The sequence below is a fragment of the Spirosoma daeguense genome (assembly GCF_054776875.1).
This window is the reverse complement of sequence record NZ_BAAHBF010000002.1, coordinates 173555-188001: the sequence shown is the minus strand read 5'-3', so window position 1 is coordinate 188001 and position 14447 is coordinate 173555. Positions and strand designations below refer to the sequence as shown.

The 14447-nt window shown below is 45.6% G+C and carries 18 protein-coding genes; 11 read left to right on the top strand and 7 right to left on the bottom strand.

Annotated features, from left to right (window positions below; genetic code table 11):
• Positions 1-58: 58 nt before the first annotated feature.
• The 3 genes from ACYVD4_RS05705 to asnS form a co-directional block, all read right to left on the bottom strand.
• Positions 59-874 carry an ion transporter gene (locus ACYVD4_RS05705; protein ID WP_460943312.1) on the bottom strand — a complete coding sequence of 272 codons (816 nt, stop codon included), beginning with the start codon at positions 872-874 and terminating at the stop codon, positions 59-61.
• 23 nt (positions 875-897) lie between these two features.
• Positions 898-1983, bottom strand: a complete 1086-nt coding sequence (locus tag ACYVD4_RS05700; protein ID WP_460944751.1) for a complex I subunit 1/NuoH family protein — start codon at positions 1981-1983, stop codon at positions 898-900.
• A 94-nt stretch (positions 1984-2077) separates the two neighbouring features.
• A complete protein-coding gene (asnS, locus tag ACYVD4_RS05695) occupies positions 2078-3517 on the bottom strand; it encodes an asparagine--tRNA ligase (RefSeq protein ID WP_460943310.1) in 1440 nt (479 codons plus the stop codon).
• A gap of 189 nt (positions 3518-3706) precedes the next feature.
• Between asnS and ACYVD4_RS05690 the strand changes: the two genes are divergently transcribed.
• The 3 genes from ACYVD4_RS05690 (at position 3707) to gloA2 (ending at position 4903) form a co-directional block, all read left to right on the top strand.
• Entirely contained in the window at positions 3707-4213 is a 507-nt protein-coding gene (locus ACYVD4_RS05690) for a SixA phosphatase family protein (protein WP_460943308.1), read from the top strand.
• 100 nt (positions 4214-4313) lie between these two features.
• Positions 4314-4508 carry a hypothetical protein gene (locus tag ACYVD4_RS05685; RefSeq protein ID WP_460943306.1) on the top strand — a complete coding sequence of 65 codons (195 nt, stop codon included), beginning with the start codon at positions 4314-4316 and terminating at the stop codon, positions 4506-4508.
• A gap of 5 nt (positions 4509-4513) precedes the next feature.
• Complete coding sequence (gene gloA2 / locus ACYVD4_RS05680; protein WP_460943304.1) at positions 4514-4903, top strand: SMU1112c/YaeR family gloxylase I-like metalloprotein; 390 nt, start codon at positions 4514-4516, stop codon at positions 4901-4903.
• Positions 4904-4988: 85 nt separating this feature from the next.
• On the opposite strand, the gene ACYVD4_RS05675 is transcribed toward gloA2, so the two are convergent.
• Positions 4989-6185, bottom strand: coding sequence for an aminotransferase class V-fold PLP-dependent enzyme (locus tag ACYVD4_RS05675; RefSeq protein ID WP_460943302.1), 1197 nt, complete (start codon positions 6183-6185; stop codon positions 4989-4991).
• Between the two features lie 90 nt (positions 6186-6275).
• Here ACYVD4_RS05675 and ACYVD4_RS05670 point away from each other — a divergent pair, with 90 nt between their 5' ends.
• Positions 6276-6812 (top strand): hypothetical protein, encoded by a 537-nt coding sequence (locus tag ACYVD4_RS05670; protein WP_460943301.1) that lies wholly within the window; start codon positions 6276-6278, stop codon positions 6810-6812.
• Positions 6813-7000: 188 nt separating this feature from the next.
• Here the strand turns inward: ACYVD4_RS05670 and xerD are convergent, their stop codons facing one another.
• Positions 7001-7903 carry a site-specific tyrosine recombinase XerD gene (gene xerD, locus ACYVD4_RS05665; protein WP_460944748.1) on the bottom strand — a complete coding sequence of 301 codons (903 nt, stop codon included), beginning with the start codon at positions 7901-7903 and terminating at the stop codon, positions 7001-7003.
• Positions 7904-7998: 95 nt separating this feature from the next.
• Here xerD and aroQ point away from each other — a divergent pair, with 95 nt between their 5' ends.
• From aroQ to ACYVD4_RS05635, 6 genes are all read left to right on the top strand, one after another.
• Positions 7999-8418: a type II 3-dehydroquinate dehydratase gene (gene aroQ / locus ACYVD4_RS05660; protein WP_460943299.1), complete on the top strand. Its 420-nt coding sequence runs from the start codon at positions 7999-8001 to the stop codon at positions 8416-8418.
• A 110-nt stretch (positions 8419-8528) separates the two neighbouring features.
• Positions 8529-9548 carry an aminotransferase class V-fold PLP-dependent enzyme gene (locus ACYVD4_RS05655; RefSeq protein WP_460943297.1) on the top strand — a complete coding sequence of 340 codons (1020 nt, stop codon included), beginning with the start codon at positions 8529-8531 and terminating at the stop codon, positions 9546-9548.
• 62 nt (positions 9549-9610) lie between these two features.
• On the top strand, positions 9611-10186 hold the full coding sequence (locus tag ACYVD4_RS05650) for a MarC family protein (protein ID WP_460944746.1): 576 nt from the start codon (positions 9611-9613) through the stop codon (positions 10184-10186).
• A gap of 142 nt (positions 10187-10328) precedes the next feature.
• Complete coding sequence (locus ACYVD4_RS05645) at positions 10329-11036, top strand: 16S rRNA (uracil(1498)-N(3))-methyltransferase (protein ID WP_460943295.1); 708 nt, start codon at positions 10329-10331, stop codon at positions 11034-11036.
• Positions 11033-11692, top strand: coding sequence for a DUF4159 domain-containing protein (locus ACYVD4_RS05640; RefSeq protein ID WP_460943293.1), 660 nt, complete (start codon positions 11033-11035; stop codon positions 11690-11692). The genes ACYVD4_RS05645 and ACYVD4_RS05640 overlap by 4 nt, the downstream gene beginning before the upstream one ends.
• Positions 11693-11800: 108 nt before the next feature.
• Positions 11801-12613, top strand: a complete 813-nt coding sequence (locus ACYVD4_RS05635; RefSeq protein WP_460944744.1) for an acyl-CoA desaturase — start codon at positions 11801-11803, stop codon at positions 12611-12613.
• A 76-nt stretch (positions 12614-12689) separates the two neighbouring features.
• Here ACYVD4_RS05635 and ACYVD4_RS05630 read toward each other — a convergent pair whose 3' ends face one another.
• Complete coding sequence (locus ACYVD4_RS05630) at positions 12690-13217, bottom strand: 5' nucleotidase, NT5C type (RefSeq protein WP_460943291.1); 528 nt, start codon at positions 13215-13217, stop codon at positions 12690-12692.
• Positions 13218-13465: 248 nt separating this feature from the next.
• On the opposite strand from ACYVD4_RS05630, the gene ACYVD4_RS05625 reads away from it, so the two are divergent.
• The gene (locus ACYVD4_RS05625; protein WP_460943289.1) at positions 13466-13900 is read left to right on the top strand and encodes a DUF1801 domain-containing protein; all 435 of its coding nucleotides are present in this window, start codon (positions 13466-13468) and stop codon (positions 13898-13900) included.
• On the opposite strand, the gene ACYVD4_RS05620 is transcribed toward ACYVD4_RS05625, so the two are convergent.
• On the bottom strand, positions 13882-14379 hold the full coding sequence (locus ACYVD4_RS05620) for a methylated-DNA--[protein]-cysteine S-methyltransferase (protein WP_460943287.1): 498 nt from the start codon (positions 14377-14379) through the stop codon (positions 13882-13884). The genes ACYVD4_RS05625 and ACYVD4_RS05620 overlap by 19 nt on opposite strands.
• Positions 14380-14447: the final 68 nt, after the last annotated feature.

Here is a 14447-nt window from a genome sequence, read left to right as displayed (position 1 = left end):
AGCGGTATACTAACATAAATACAATATACAATCCTTAGTAAGGTAGCGTAATATCCCCCTAAAGAGCTGAGCCACAATATTTACAATAGGTCGCATCAGGGTCGTGTCCCTGTCGGCTACAGTTTGGGCAAGCTTGTGTAGATATGTCCTGTTTTTTACTCGCAGCCGTTAAGCTAACCGCCACAATACCAGTTGGTACAGCAATAATCACGTAGCCAAGCAGCATAATGATTGTAGCGATAAATTTACCCATTGGTGTGCTGGGCACAATATCGCCATAACCAACGGTTGTGATGGTAATAACTGCCCAATAAATACTTAACGGGATACTTTCAAAACCATTTGAGCGGCCCTCCACTACATACATCATTGCTCCCAACGTAATTACCAACGTGAAAATGGCCACGAAGAAAACCGTGATTTTTGCCCGACTTTCACGCAACGAGTACGCGAGTAATGCTGCCGCCGATGTGTATTCGCCTAATTTTAGAATTCGGAAGATACGTAGCAGACGTAGAATTCGCACGGCGGCCAATTCATGTGCTCCAAACAAAAACAGCCCTAAATAACTCGGCAAAATAGCCAGCAAATCGACCAGACCGAAAAAACTGAAGATGTAACGTAGCGGCTGACGGATGCTGATGATACGTAGTATATATTCGACTGTAAATAGAATAGTGAAAACCCATTCAATACGTTCGAAAAATAGACCATACGAACGTTCAACAGACGGAACACTTTCAAGTATAACCGCTACTACGCTCAGTACAATTAGAAAAAGTAACGAAATATCGAACGCGCGACCAGCCAATGTGTCGGCTTCAAAGACGATTTCATGAAGGCGGTGCCGGAAACGTTGCCAACGGGAAGTCATACTCAAACAGTGGTTAATACGTATTAAACCATGAGTAATCGCCAGACGCCAGAAATGAGCAGCAAAATCAAACCGGCGGGGGTCAACACTTTCCAGCACAGATACATCATCTGATCGACACGAACACGGGGGAATGTCCAGCGTACCCACATTTGCACCAACACGGCTACAAATACTTTCGTCAGTAGCCAGAAACCTCCCGTTACGTTACCCCAGACAGTACCGGGCTCTCCACTGGTCCAATCGGCCAGTCGAACGGGACCAATATTAGGCAGGGGCGTATTCCAGCTACCTAAGAATAATACAACCCCCAAAAACGACACCAGCAACATCATAGCGTACTCAGATAGGTAGAGCAACGCAAATCGCATCCCTGAATATTCGGTATGAAAACCGCCTACGATTTCCGATTCTCCTTCGGGCAAATCGAACGGTGCGCGGTTGCTTTCTGCTAGTGTGCAAATAAAAAAGATGATATACGCAATCAGCAAAAATGGATTACGTAGTACGTTCCAACTAAAAATTCCTCCCCAGCTCGATACGTCGACACCTAATGCTTTTATACCAAACAGATAGTTGGTATCATTCCCGTAAATACCCTGCTGAAAGCTAATTTCCTGTAAGTTAAGCGTCTGACAAATCATTACCACACACAGAATCATCAGCCCAAGCGGAATTTCGTAAGAGATAATCTGTGCAACTGATCGCATGGCTCCAAACAACGAGTATTTGTTGTTAGAGCCCCACCCTGCCATTAGAATACCCACTACGTCGAATGATACAATCGCCATCAGATAAAATACGCCAACAGCCGCTCCCGAGCCCTGTAAATCAGGCGTAAGCGGCAAAACGGCGAAACCCGCAAAGACCGAAGCAAAAATGATGGTTGGAGCCAATAAAAACAACCGCCGATCAGCAGCAGTAGGAACGATGTCCTCTTTCTGAAGAAGTTTCAGTAAATCCGCAAAAAGCTGAAGTAAACCCCATTTCCCGGTTTCCATCGGTCCGAGTCGATCCTGCATAAATGCCGAAACCTTGCGCTCGGCATATACGCCAACAATGACGAAACCGGAGGCCATGGCCAGAAAAATGGGGAGAGCGAGGAGCATATTTAAAGAGCGAAAGAGCGAAAGAGCGAAAGAGCGAAAGAGTGCTGGCGCTGGAAGTTCGCTCATTTACTCGTTCACTCTTTCGCTCATTAGTTTAAAATTCGGCTGATTTGGGGGCTCTTGGGAATGGAATGACATCGCGAATGTTGCCCATACCCGTTACAAAAAGAACCAGACGTTCGAAGCCAAGACCGAAACCAGCGTGTGGGGCCGAACCAAACCGGCGCGTATCCAGATACCACCAGAGTGCTTCGGGTTCGATGCCTACTTCGTGCATTCGGGCGGTTAGTTTTTCAAGGTCATCTTCACGCTGCGAACCACCGATAATTTCCCCGATGCCCGGAAACAGTACGTCCATAGCCCGAACGGTTTTGCCGTCTGGGTCCTGCTTCATGTAGAACGCTTTAATTTCACGCGGGTAGTTGGTCAGGATAACCGGTTTCTTGAAATGCTTTTCGACGAGGAACCGCTCGTGTTCCGACTGCAAATCAACACCCCAACTCACCTCATACTGGAATTGTCCTTTCTTCGCTGGCTTCGAATTCACCAGAATATCAATTGCTTCGGTATAGGTTAACCGAACAAACTCGTTGTTAATGACAAACTGAAGTTTCTCCAGCAGACCGAGTTCACTTTGCTCTTCTTTCTTTTTGGTTTTCTCTTCTTCCTTGAGTCGATTATCCAGAAAAGCCAGATCGTCGGCACAATGCTGAAGCGCATACCGAATTACGGTTTTCACGAAATCTTCGGCCAGATTCATGTTATCCTCCAGCTCATGAAAAGCCATTTCCGGCTCAATCATCCAGAACTCAGCAAGGTGGCGAGTCGTGTTCGAGTTTTCGGCGCGGAACGTAGGGCCAAACGTATAAATTTTGCCCAATGCCATTGCCCCTAATTCGCCTTCCAACTGCCCTGATACGGTCAGGTTGGTTTCGCGACCAAAGAAATCCTGACTATAATCAACTTTACCTTCTTCGGTAAGCGGAGGTTTTATAGCATCAAGCGTTGTTACGCGGAACATTTCACCAGCACCCTCAGCATCGGAAGCCGTAATGATGGGCGTATTGAGGTAAAAGAATCCGTTATCGTTGAAATATTTATGAATGGCGAAGGCAAGAGCGTGACGGATACGTAGCACTGCACTGAACGTATTGGTACGTGGGCGCAGATGCGCTATCTCACGCAAAAATTCGAGAGAGTGGCGTTTGGGCTGAAGCGGATATTTTTCAGGATCGGCTGAGCCATAAATCGTTACGTTGTCAATTTTCAGTTCAACCGCCTGACCTGCGCCCTGCGATTCGACTAACTGACCCGTTATAGCCAGACAGGAACCCGTTGTGATGAGCTTCAGCGTTTCTTCGGCAAGTTGACCGGGTAGGGCAACCGCCTGAATATTATTTATGGTTGACCCATCATTGATGGCAATGAAAACGGCATTTTTGCTCTCGCGTTTGGTGCGGACCCAGCCCTTCACTGTTACGTCAGAACCGACAGGGGCGGTTTTTAATAGCTGCTGAATGGATTGATAACTCATACAAAAACGGTGACCTCAGATTGGTTACAGCCGCAAAAGTACGGATTGTCGCTCGAATCGTCCATAACGAATCGGTTACTGTCGTATTTTTGTTTCGGGTTTCAGGATTTTGGTCAGACGTAGCACTGTGAACGGGTAAACACTTAACTTGGAATCATAAATATCAAATTTGAAACCTGTAGTTTAAAAATGTCAAATATTTTATACATCGTCCGTCATGCTAAGGCCGAAGACAGAGCAATTTTCATGGCCGACCACGACCGTCAGCTAACATCGGATGGTATCATTGCTGCCGCCCGAATGGGACGTTACCTACGTAGTAAAGAAGTAAATCCCGATTCTATTGTGAGTAGCACGGCTCCCCGCGCAAAAGATACCGCCAAGGTTATTGCGGAACAGCTAGAATTCGATACTGCTGAAATTCAACTAAATGCATCATTATTTGACGGTGGCCCAAAAGCCTATCTGGCCTCTATAAATGCCCTTCCCGATTCAGTAAAAACAGCCATGATTGTTGGGCATAATCCCGACGTATCGTATCTGGCCGAGTTTCTGACTCATAAGGATATTGGCACTATGAGCAAAGGGGCCGTTGTTGCTGTGGAATTTGGCGATTTAAACTGGGCCGAAGTTTCTGGCCGCACAGGTACACTCTTATTTCAGATTGGCCCAAAACAACTTCAAGGGAATGAGTAATTTATAGGTCATGTAAATGGATAATGAACAATTGGTGCTGTTTGTCTGATAGCAACTTCTCATTATATATTTTACATGATCCATTGTTCATTGAAATTACATGAATCGAAATCGTCGAATTTTTATTGTCGTTTTTATTGTCTTCACAGCAATCGTTGCGTTACTGGCTATTGATATGGGACGCCGAACCACCGCTCCCTGGAACAAGCGCCGGGAAGTGGAACGGGCGCTGCCAATGCCGAAAGATGGCACGAATGTTGATACCCTGGCCGCCGATACATTGCTGACTCCCTGACCTTTATGTTACATCTCGAAGCTGTTCATCACATCGCCATAATTTGTTCGGATTATGACGTATCGAAGCGATTTTATACCGAAACACTTGGGTTTACTATTCTGAGTGAAGATTATCGGGCCGAGCGGCAGTCGTACAAACTCGATTTAGCCCTGAACGGTCAATATCTCATCGAGCTATTTTCGTTTCCGAATCCTCCCAAACGGCCATCCCGTCCCGAAGCGTTAGGTTTACGGCATCTGGCATTTGCGGTGTCGAATCTGGATGAGGCAGTCGCGCATTTGACTAGCCAGAACGTAGTGACTGAACCGATACGTATCGACGAACTCACCAAACGGCGTTTCACATTCTTCGCCGACCCCGACGACCTGCCGTTGGAGATATATGAATTGTAGGCTCCGACAGGCTCTGGCTGTCGGATATATTCTGACTACTGATTTACTCGCTAACGCAAATTCGACAGCCAGAGCCTGTCTGAGCCTAACATATCAGACTGCTCAGCACACGTACCAGCGCCTGAACGTCTTCAGACGTATTGTACACCTGTGGAGCGATACGTAGTACGTTCGCTCTGGCCGACACCGATACGTTCGCCTGTTGTAAAGCTTGTTGAACAGAAACGGAATCAACGCTGTCTGGCAACCAAAGCCCGATCAGATGGTGACTACGTCCTCTTGACCCATTTTCGGGTTCGATACGACAACCCAGTTGTTCCAGAACGGGCCAGGCATCGGCCATAAGCTGCTGAACGTAGTGTTGAATACGTATCGGTTGCCAGTCGAGAAGTTGCGTTAGTGCGGCCTGAAGCATAGGCATCTGCAAAAAGTGCGTATGCTCACCTACGTTATATCGATATGCTTTAGACCGATATTCAGGTTGATACTCCGTCAAGCGGTGAAAAAGATTACTATCGACCCGGTTCATCCAGCTTTCCTCCAGCGGAATCCCATTATCGAACGTAGCACCGTAATACGCTAAACCGAGTGAATATGGCCCCATAAGCCATTTATAACCAGCACATATCAGCGCATCTGGTTGAATTTGTGTAAGGTCGAACGGTAATGCGCCAACGGCTTGCGTACCATCAATAACGAACCAGGCCCCATGTTGACGGGCTCTCTGACCGATGGCTTCCAGATCAAACCGAATTCCGTACATCCAGTGAACCGGTGGCACAACCACCAGAGCCGTATCAGCGTCAATTGCATTCAGTAACTGTTCATTCCAGATGCCTCCTTTGGGAAATTGAGCGGGCATATCGACCGTAACTACTGATAGATTCAACTCCCTACAGACACGATCCCAGGCATATACATCGCTCGGAAACTCCCCGCCAACCAGCACAATTTTCTGTCCATGCCGAATGCCCGGTTTTTGCGGCAGGTTTCGTGCTACTACAGCCATTCCGTAAGAAACGGAAGGTATTACGGCAATACGTTCGGGATCGGGATTGTGAATGAGTTCAGAAAAAAGTTTTCGTACCTGGATGGCGTCACTAAAAAAATCATCGGGCCGTAATCCGAATGGATTCATCTGTTTCTCAATGGCCTCTTTACCAGCCTCTTCAACGGCTAGACTAGCCGGTGCACGCGTAGCGCAATTTAGATAATGAAGCCCTTCAGGAAGGCGGAATAAATGTTTTTGTGAAGATAAAGAGACTATTGATGAAGCAGTCATAAACAAAAAAACAGGAGATTTTACGAATGATATAATTCTGGCACGAGGTTTGTTTATAACTCTAGCGTAACACAAAACCCATAAACCTTTATGAATACCCTGTTGGGAATTGGTTCACGCGTTCGGCACGATGAGTTTGGCGATGGCGTGATAATCAACCTGAAAGCTGGTGGCTATACGATTACGTTTGTTCAGCATGGCGTGAAGATAATCAAATTCGATACGTCGCTAACCGTAATTGAAGCGCTGGAACCCGACAGCGACTTGGTTAGCCTGTTCGACGTAGAGCAATCGCTTACGCGCATTTTGCAACGTTGGGCCGACCAGACGGAAATAGTACCACTTGGCGATAAGTGGAAAGGAGGAAAATTGATATTAAAACCCGGTCGCACAGACCTGGCCCATAAAGAGATGCCGATTGATGCATTCTTTCACAAAATAGTGATGGTGCGAGACCGGCTGCGCGTTCTTGAACAACGCGTAAATGCTAGCACACTTGACGACGAAGAGAAGATAAATATACAGCAGTACCTTACCAGAATTTATGGTAGTCTAACGTCTTTTAATGTTCTTTTCAAGCACCAGAATCAACAGTTTGTTGGTGAGAAGACTACTGTAGAAGCATGAAAAAATCTTGAGATAGAGATAGTTAAATGTTTCATATAGTTTTGGGTTAGTTAGATTGGGAGCTCCCCGCTGTCGTTTCGATGGCGGGGACTTTTTTTTGTTATAAAGTTGTAAGGTTGTAGCGTTGTAAAGTTGGCTGACGCAAGCATAACTCTACAACCTTACAACTCATAACTGTACAACTAATCTCACCTTTTACTCCTTGGATGGTATTCACGTAGCGTTTGCTGGAGATAATCGCGGTCGAGGTGGGTGTAGATTTCGGTGGTGGTAATCGATTCATGGCCCAACATCTGCTGCACGGCACGTAGGTCGGCGCCACCTTCGATCAGGTGCGTTGCAAACGAATGACGAAATGTGTGTGGACTAATTGTTTTATTTATTCCGACTTCGCTGGCCAGTTTTTTTATTGTCGTAAATACCGAAATGCGCGATAACTGGCTTCCGCGTAGATTCAGGAAAATGGTGTCTTCATCGCCTTTCTGAACCAGCAGATTTCCCCGAACATGATCTACGTAAATTCGGGTATAATGCATGGCATCTTCGCCAATGGGCACCAGCCGCACTTTGTCGCCTTTGCCGAGTACCCGAATAAAACCTTCGCTGAAAAAGCAGTTGGTCAGCCGTAAGTTTAACAGTTCTGATACACGTAGCCCTGAACTATACAGCACTTCCAGCATGGCCCGATCACGTGTACCGCCGGGCGTAGAGAGATCAATTGCCGATAGGATAGATTCGATTTCGGGAAAGCTCAACGTATCAGGCAGCTTACGACCCAGCTTGGGTGCTTCGAGTTGTTGCGTAGGGTCACGTTGAATCAGGTTTTCGAGCAGTAAATATTTAAAAAACGATTTCAGTCCCGACAGCATCCGCGCCTGACTAGTTGCTGTTAAACCCAGTTCGCCAAGGTATTTCAGGAAATTCATCAACTCCTTTTCCGTCACCTGCATCGGTGTTCGCGCGGGATCGGTCAGCAGCATGTATTCGTACAGTTTTTCGGCATCATGCAGATACGCTTCAACCGAATTCTCAGCCAGCGACCGCTCTAGTTTAAGGTAATTCTTAAAGGCGTTTATATAACTTTGCCACATCTTAGGTAATGGATAATGTCCAATGTAAAATGTTAAATGAATAGCCGCCTGAGTAGCCAGCATTATCCATCATTCATTATCCATTTTTCATTCTAATGAAACAAATTCTTATTATCAACGGCCCCAACCTGAACCTGCTGGGCAAGCGCGAGCCAACTATTTATGGAAATCGTTCATTCGTCGATTATTTGAAAACCGTTGAAGAACTCTTTCCGGATGTGCAACTTCGGTATTTTCAGTCGAATCACGAAGGCGAACTGATCGATAAAATTCACGAACTGGGTTTCGACGTCGATGGTATCGTGATCAACGCGGGCGCTTATACGCATACATCCATTGCCATTGCCGATGCATTATCGGCCGTTACAGCGCCAGCCGTCGAAGTTCATATTTCCAACGTACACGCCCGCGAGTCGTTCCGGCATCACAGCTATTTATCGGCCAAGTGCAAAGGCGTAGTTGTTGGCCTTGGCCTGATGGGTTACGAACTGGCAATCAGATATTTATTAAACTAAAGTTATGAAGTTTTAGAGTTGTAAGGTTATATAGTTGGCTTTCGGGAAACCGTATAACCTGACAACTTTATAACCCTATAACCTTATAACTTCACAACGTAGCAACACCTATGATAACCTTCTATCCCGGCCCATCGAAAGTGTATCCGCAAGTGGCCGAGTATGCGGCTGATGCGATACGTAGCGGCCTTGTCAGTCTGAATCACCGGAGTGCTGGCTTCATGGACGTAGTAAAGGAAACGATACGTCTGCTTCACGAAAAACTGGATATTCCGACCGATTACCACGTAGCGTTTGTTTCGTCGGCAACCGAATGTTGGGAAATCGTAGCGCAATCGCTAACATCCGAAGCCAGTCTGCATCCATTCAGTGGTGCCTTTGGGAAGAAATGGGCCGAGTACGCCTATCGTATCAAACCGCCCATGAGTCTGAGCGAAGCCGACGTACTGTGTCTGGTTCAGAATGAAACCTCGAACGGTACGCAGATTAACGAAGAAACACTCGCCCAGTTCCGACGCGATTTTTCGGGATTGATTGCCGTCGATGCTGTTTCGTCGATGGCAGGTATCCGGCTGAACTGGAAACTCGCCGATGTCTGGTTTGCGTCTGTCCAAAAATGTTTTGGGCTGCCAGCAGGATTGGCGGTATTGATTTACTCACCGGCTGCGCTTGAACAGGCAAAAAAAATAGGCGAAAACGCGCATTATAACAGTCTGCTTTTCATCCACGAAAATTTCGAAAAATTCCAGACGCCTTATACGCCAAACGGATTAGGTATTTACCTACTCATGCGAGTTCTGGAACAGGTTGCGCCCATTTCAGAAATTGACCAGATTACTAAAAAAAGGGCAGCGGACTGGTATTCTTTTTTTTCCAGCGAACAAACTGCTACGTCGAAGCGATTCAAATTGCTTATCGACAACCTAGCCACACGCTCAGATACGGTAATTGCAGTTGAAGGTTCAGAAGCCGATATTAAAGCGATAAAAACAGCCGCACAGCAGGCCGGTATCATGCTCGGAAACGGCTACGGTGATTGGAAAACCACTACGTTCCGAATCGCCAATTTCCCGGCTATTACCGACGATGAAATCAATGAACTGAAATCATTTTTAACGACTTGGCTGTAGCCGCCAGACGTAACGTAGTACGTATCGTACCCCTCTCAGCCATTTACGCAATCATTAAAATCATGCTCATCTTTAAAGAAATTATTTCTGTTACGCTCATTTTATTTTCGGTTATCGACGTAGTGGGATCGCTGCCCGTGATCATCGACTTACGTCGGAAAGCTGGAAAAATTGAAGCCGAGCGTGCTACGTTTGCTTCGGGCGCACTGATGATTTCGTTTCTATTTGTGGGCGAACGGATTTTGAAATTATTTGGCGTCGATGTGGCTTCTTTTGCTGTGGCCGGGGCCTTGATCATTTTTCTGATTGGACTTGAAATGATATTGGGCCGGACTATTTTTAAATCGGAGGTCGAAACGGGTGGCGCTACGCATATTGTGCCGATTGCTTTTCCGCTTATTGCCGGAGCCGGTACGTTAACCACCATCATTTCGCTACGTGCCGAATATCAGATCATCAATATTGTGATCGGGATTATTATAAACCTGATTCTTATTTATCTGGTATTGAAATCGTCGGGTTGGCTCGAAACACGCCTTGGAGCGGGAGGATTGGCCGTTCTACGTAAAATTTTCGGAATTATTCTACTGGCAATTGCTATCAAGCTCTTCAAAACCAACCTAATAGCCGACTTTTAGACTACTGTAATGCGGTCGAACTGGTGTAACGCGTCACAGTATCAACTGCTATTAACTCAATGCCAACCGAATCACTACATTATCTGTAGTCTGATGTTGTAGCCAGATAATAAATAGGCCCGCTTTCGTACATTTGTTACGTATGCATTTGTTTTATCAACCCCTTGTAAGCGCACCCGAGCCTGTACTTTATTTAAGCGATGATGATTCGCGCCACGCGGTCAAAACGTTACGTCTGAACACGGGCGATGCCATTGCGGTAACGGATGGGTACGGAAATCAGTATTCCGCCGTTATAACGAAAGCTGATGCCCGGCGTTGCAGTTTTCGGATACTGGATACGCAAACAACTCAGCCACGCCAATTTTCGATTCGTATTTGTGTGGCTCCAACAAAAAACATCGACCGGATTGAGTGGTTTGTGGAGAAAGCTGTCGAAATTGGCATTGAACGGATCAGTTTCTTTTTCGGTCAACATTCCGAACGGCGGGTGCTTAAACTGGAACGGCTGGAGAAAATAGCGATTGCGGCTATGAAACAATCGTTACAATCGTTTTTACCGCAACTCGATGAAGCATTGCCGTTCGAGAAATTAGTGACGTCGATTGATGATGAACAACGGTTTATCGCCCATTTGCCCGACCATGAGCCACCAGTTAACGTAACAAAAAAAGCTACGCCAAACGGGCGCTACGTTGTTCTGATTGGGCCAGAAGGTGATTTTTCAGAGAAAGAAATACAACAGGCCATCAATGCTGGTTTTCAGCCCGTAACACTCGGCCCAAATCGATTACGAACGGAGACGGCAGCGCTGACGGCCTGCCAGATTTTGAATTTTATCAATACATGAAAAAGCTGCTGTTATTCTTCATTCTGTTTCAATCGTCGGTAATCGTAGCCAACGCACAATACGCATATAAGATTGCCAAACTCAAATACAACGGTGGGGGCGACTGGTATGCCAACAAAACCTCGGTGCCCAACCTGATTAAGTTTGCCAACGCTAATCTGCGAATGAATATTTTCCCGGAAGAAGATATAGTAGAGCCGGGCAGCCCCGATATTTTCGGTTATCCGTTTGTGCACATGACAGGCCATGGCAACATTACGTTTAGCGACGGCGAGGTAAAAAATATGCGTCGTTACCTCATGTCGGGTGGTTTTCTGCATATCGATGATAACTACGGACTCGATAAGTTTATCCGACGTGAAATGAAAAAGGTATTCCCCGAACTGAATTTTGTGGAGCTGCCCTTTAATCATCCCGTTTACCATCAGAAATTCAAGTTTGCAACGGGTTTGCCGAAAGTTCACGAACATGATGGAAAAGCGCCACAAGGCTTCGGACTAATTTATCAGGGTCGGTTAATTTGTTTCTATAGCTACGAGTGCGATTTAGGAAACGGCTGGGAAGATCAGAGCATTTATAATGACCCTGAGCCACTACGTCAGCAGGCCTTACGTATGGGCGCCAATTTGTTACAGTATGCTACAACTACAAATTAAGTAAAGTATTATTTTGGGAAAGAACGTTAATTCCGTTAAGAATTCGTTAGTTTTGTAGTAATATTCTTAGTACCTCGTCATTTCACCCTTTTAATCAGAAATACCGTGATTTTTGTTCTGGCCGCATTTATTGGACATTGGTATCTGTCCCTTTTCTGCCAAACGTTTTTCCTGCACCGCTATTCTGCTCACAAAATGTTTTCGATGAGCAAATTCTGGGAGCGGTTTTTCTATGCACTTACCTACCTATCGCAGGGTTCTTCATACTTGAGCCCACGTGCGTATGCTGTGTTGCACCGGATGCACCACGCCTTTAGCGACACTGAAAAAGATCCTCACTCACCACATCACACCAAGAATATTTTTACGATGATGTGGAAGACAAAAGATATCTATAACGCCGTTTTGCACCGTAGATACAACGTTGAGCGCCAGTTCGACCGGAATTATCCAGAATGGAGTTTTATTGAAAAAGTAGGCGATTCCTGGATTTCACGTGCTGGCTGGGGTATTGTCTATAGCCTGTTCTATATCTTCGCTTTTATCTATCTGGACATGCACTGGGCATTTTTCTTCCTGTTGCCTGTACATTTCGTGATGGGGCCTGTGCATGGAGCCATCATTAACTGGAGCGGTCATAAATACGGTTATTCTAATTTTGACAACCAGGACAAGTCAAAAAATTCGCTGATTCTGGACGTAGTGATGATGGGTGAACTGTTCCAGAACAACCACCACAAACGCCCGAACGCAGCTAATTTCGGGGCTAAATGGTTCGAATTTGACCCTACCTACCCAATGATCACAATTCTGCATAAGCTTCACATTGTTCGGCTCCGACCGTCGGCAGAAGCCAAAAAAGCGCAGCACGAAGTCGGTCACGATAGACGAGTTGAGACTGAACAAGAAGTTGAAGCATAACTATAGATTTCTCAAAACGAAAAAGGCTCCGATTGATCAGAGCCTTTTTTTATGTAAAGCGGACAGCATATCCACGTTACAGCAACAAATTTGCTACGTCCTGCCACGATTTCATACGCTTGAAACCTGTTTCTTCACGGTTATGTAGTGCATCAAAAAGCAATCCCTCTCCCTGAAAAGTATGCAAATTACGAGGCATATCATCAATCAGGTAAGCTGTATTCAATACGCTCTTATCGCCCATGAAAATGTAATTCCGCCACGATATAGCCGGAAAATGCATCTGCAGCCAGTCCCATTTCTCACGTAGCGAATTGGGGAATTCCTGAGCGGCTGAGGCAATGAATATTTCGTATTTACTCATCAGGTCAGCTATTACGTCCTGTGCCCCTTCCATTACGGGTATATCAGCAAAAAAGCCCGGCTCATAAACCTGCTTTGACAAAGCACGATACTCGTCCTCATCGAATAGCTCATGAAACGATTTTTCTTTTAATTCTTCGAGCGTATAACGAGGCATTTCACCTTCTAGGTACAGTTTGATAAACTTGGCGTGTGTGTCGGCCATCACATCATCCATGTCGATGGCAATACGTTGTTTCATATAATCTAATCTAAAATTGGGCTGATCTAATCGCGAATAGTATTTCGCGAAACACTTTTTTTACTCAGCGCTGGTAAATTTATTAGTAGTTATTCGCGATGGAGAAAAAAGCTTTATTAAGTAAAATAGGTTGCCGTATAAAAGTTCAATTTTCAATAACACTTCATAAACCGTTAATTTTCGTATACTAGAACGGCCAAGCTCCGCTGGAAGCATTTTCAGGAACGTAGCACAACCTTGAACTAACTATGGCTAAGAACAAAACAACAGAAACCGATTCGAACGTAGCAGATTACCTGCAAACAATTACCGAACACAAAAAACGTAACGACTGTACCGAAATCGCTACGTTAATGACTACCATAACAGGCCGTGAAGCCAAAATGTGGGGGCCCAGTATCGTTGGTTTTGGCAGTTATCACTATCGATATGACAGCGGGCGTGAAGGCGATGCGCCACTAGTCGGATTTTCCTCTAGAGCCAATGCCATTACATTGTATCTGGCTGTTGACTTTGAAAACAAGGATGAATTACTTCTTCAATTAGGAAAACACAAAATTGGAAAAGGATGTCTGTATATTCAGAAACTAGAGGACATTGATATCCGGGTTCTGGAACAATTAATAAACCATTCAATCAGCCATCTACAACAGCAATACTCTCCTCAGAATAATGATAATTGAGTTGGTCGGGCAAACACACCTTCATGTTCAAGCAGCCATTTTTTGCGCCACAATCCACCTGCATAGCCAGTTAACGAACCATCCGAGCCAATAATCCGATGGCAAGGCACCACAATCCATAACGGATTTCGGCTATTCGCTGCGGCTACGGCCCGTATCGCTTTTTCATCGCCAATACGTCGGGTTAAGGTCAGATACGATAACGTAGTACCAAACGGTACGTTGAGTAATGCCTTCCAGACGGTTTGCTGAAACTTTGTTCCTGACGGATTCAACAAAAAATCGAACGACTGACGGTTTCCGGCAAAGTACTCCTGAAGTTGCTGAACAGCCTGTTGCACTGGATCAGGAAGTACATCTACAGTTTGCTCGGCGGCTACCGATTCTGGCACATCAATGCAGGAAATCGCCGAAACGCCCTGTTCATCACCTGTGATACGTACCAAACCCAGCGGAGATTCAAAAAGTGTAGTTGCCATAAGCAGACGGAAAAAGCCGAAGAAACCTGCCTTAACTTCACAGGTTTCTTCGGCTCAAACGGCAATGC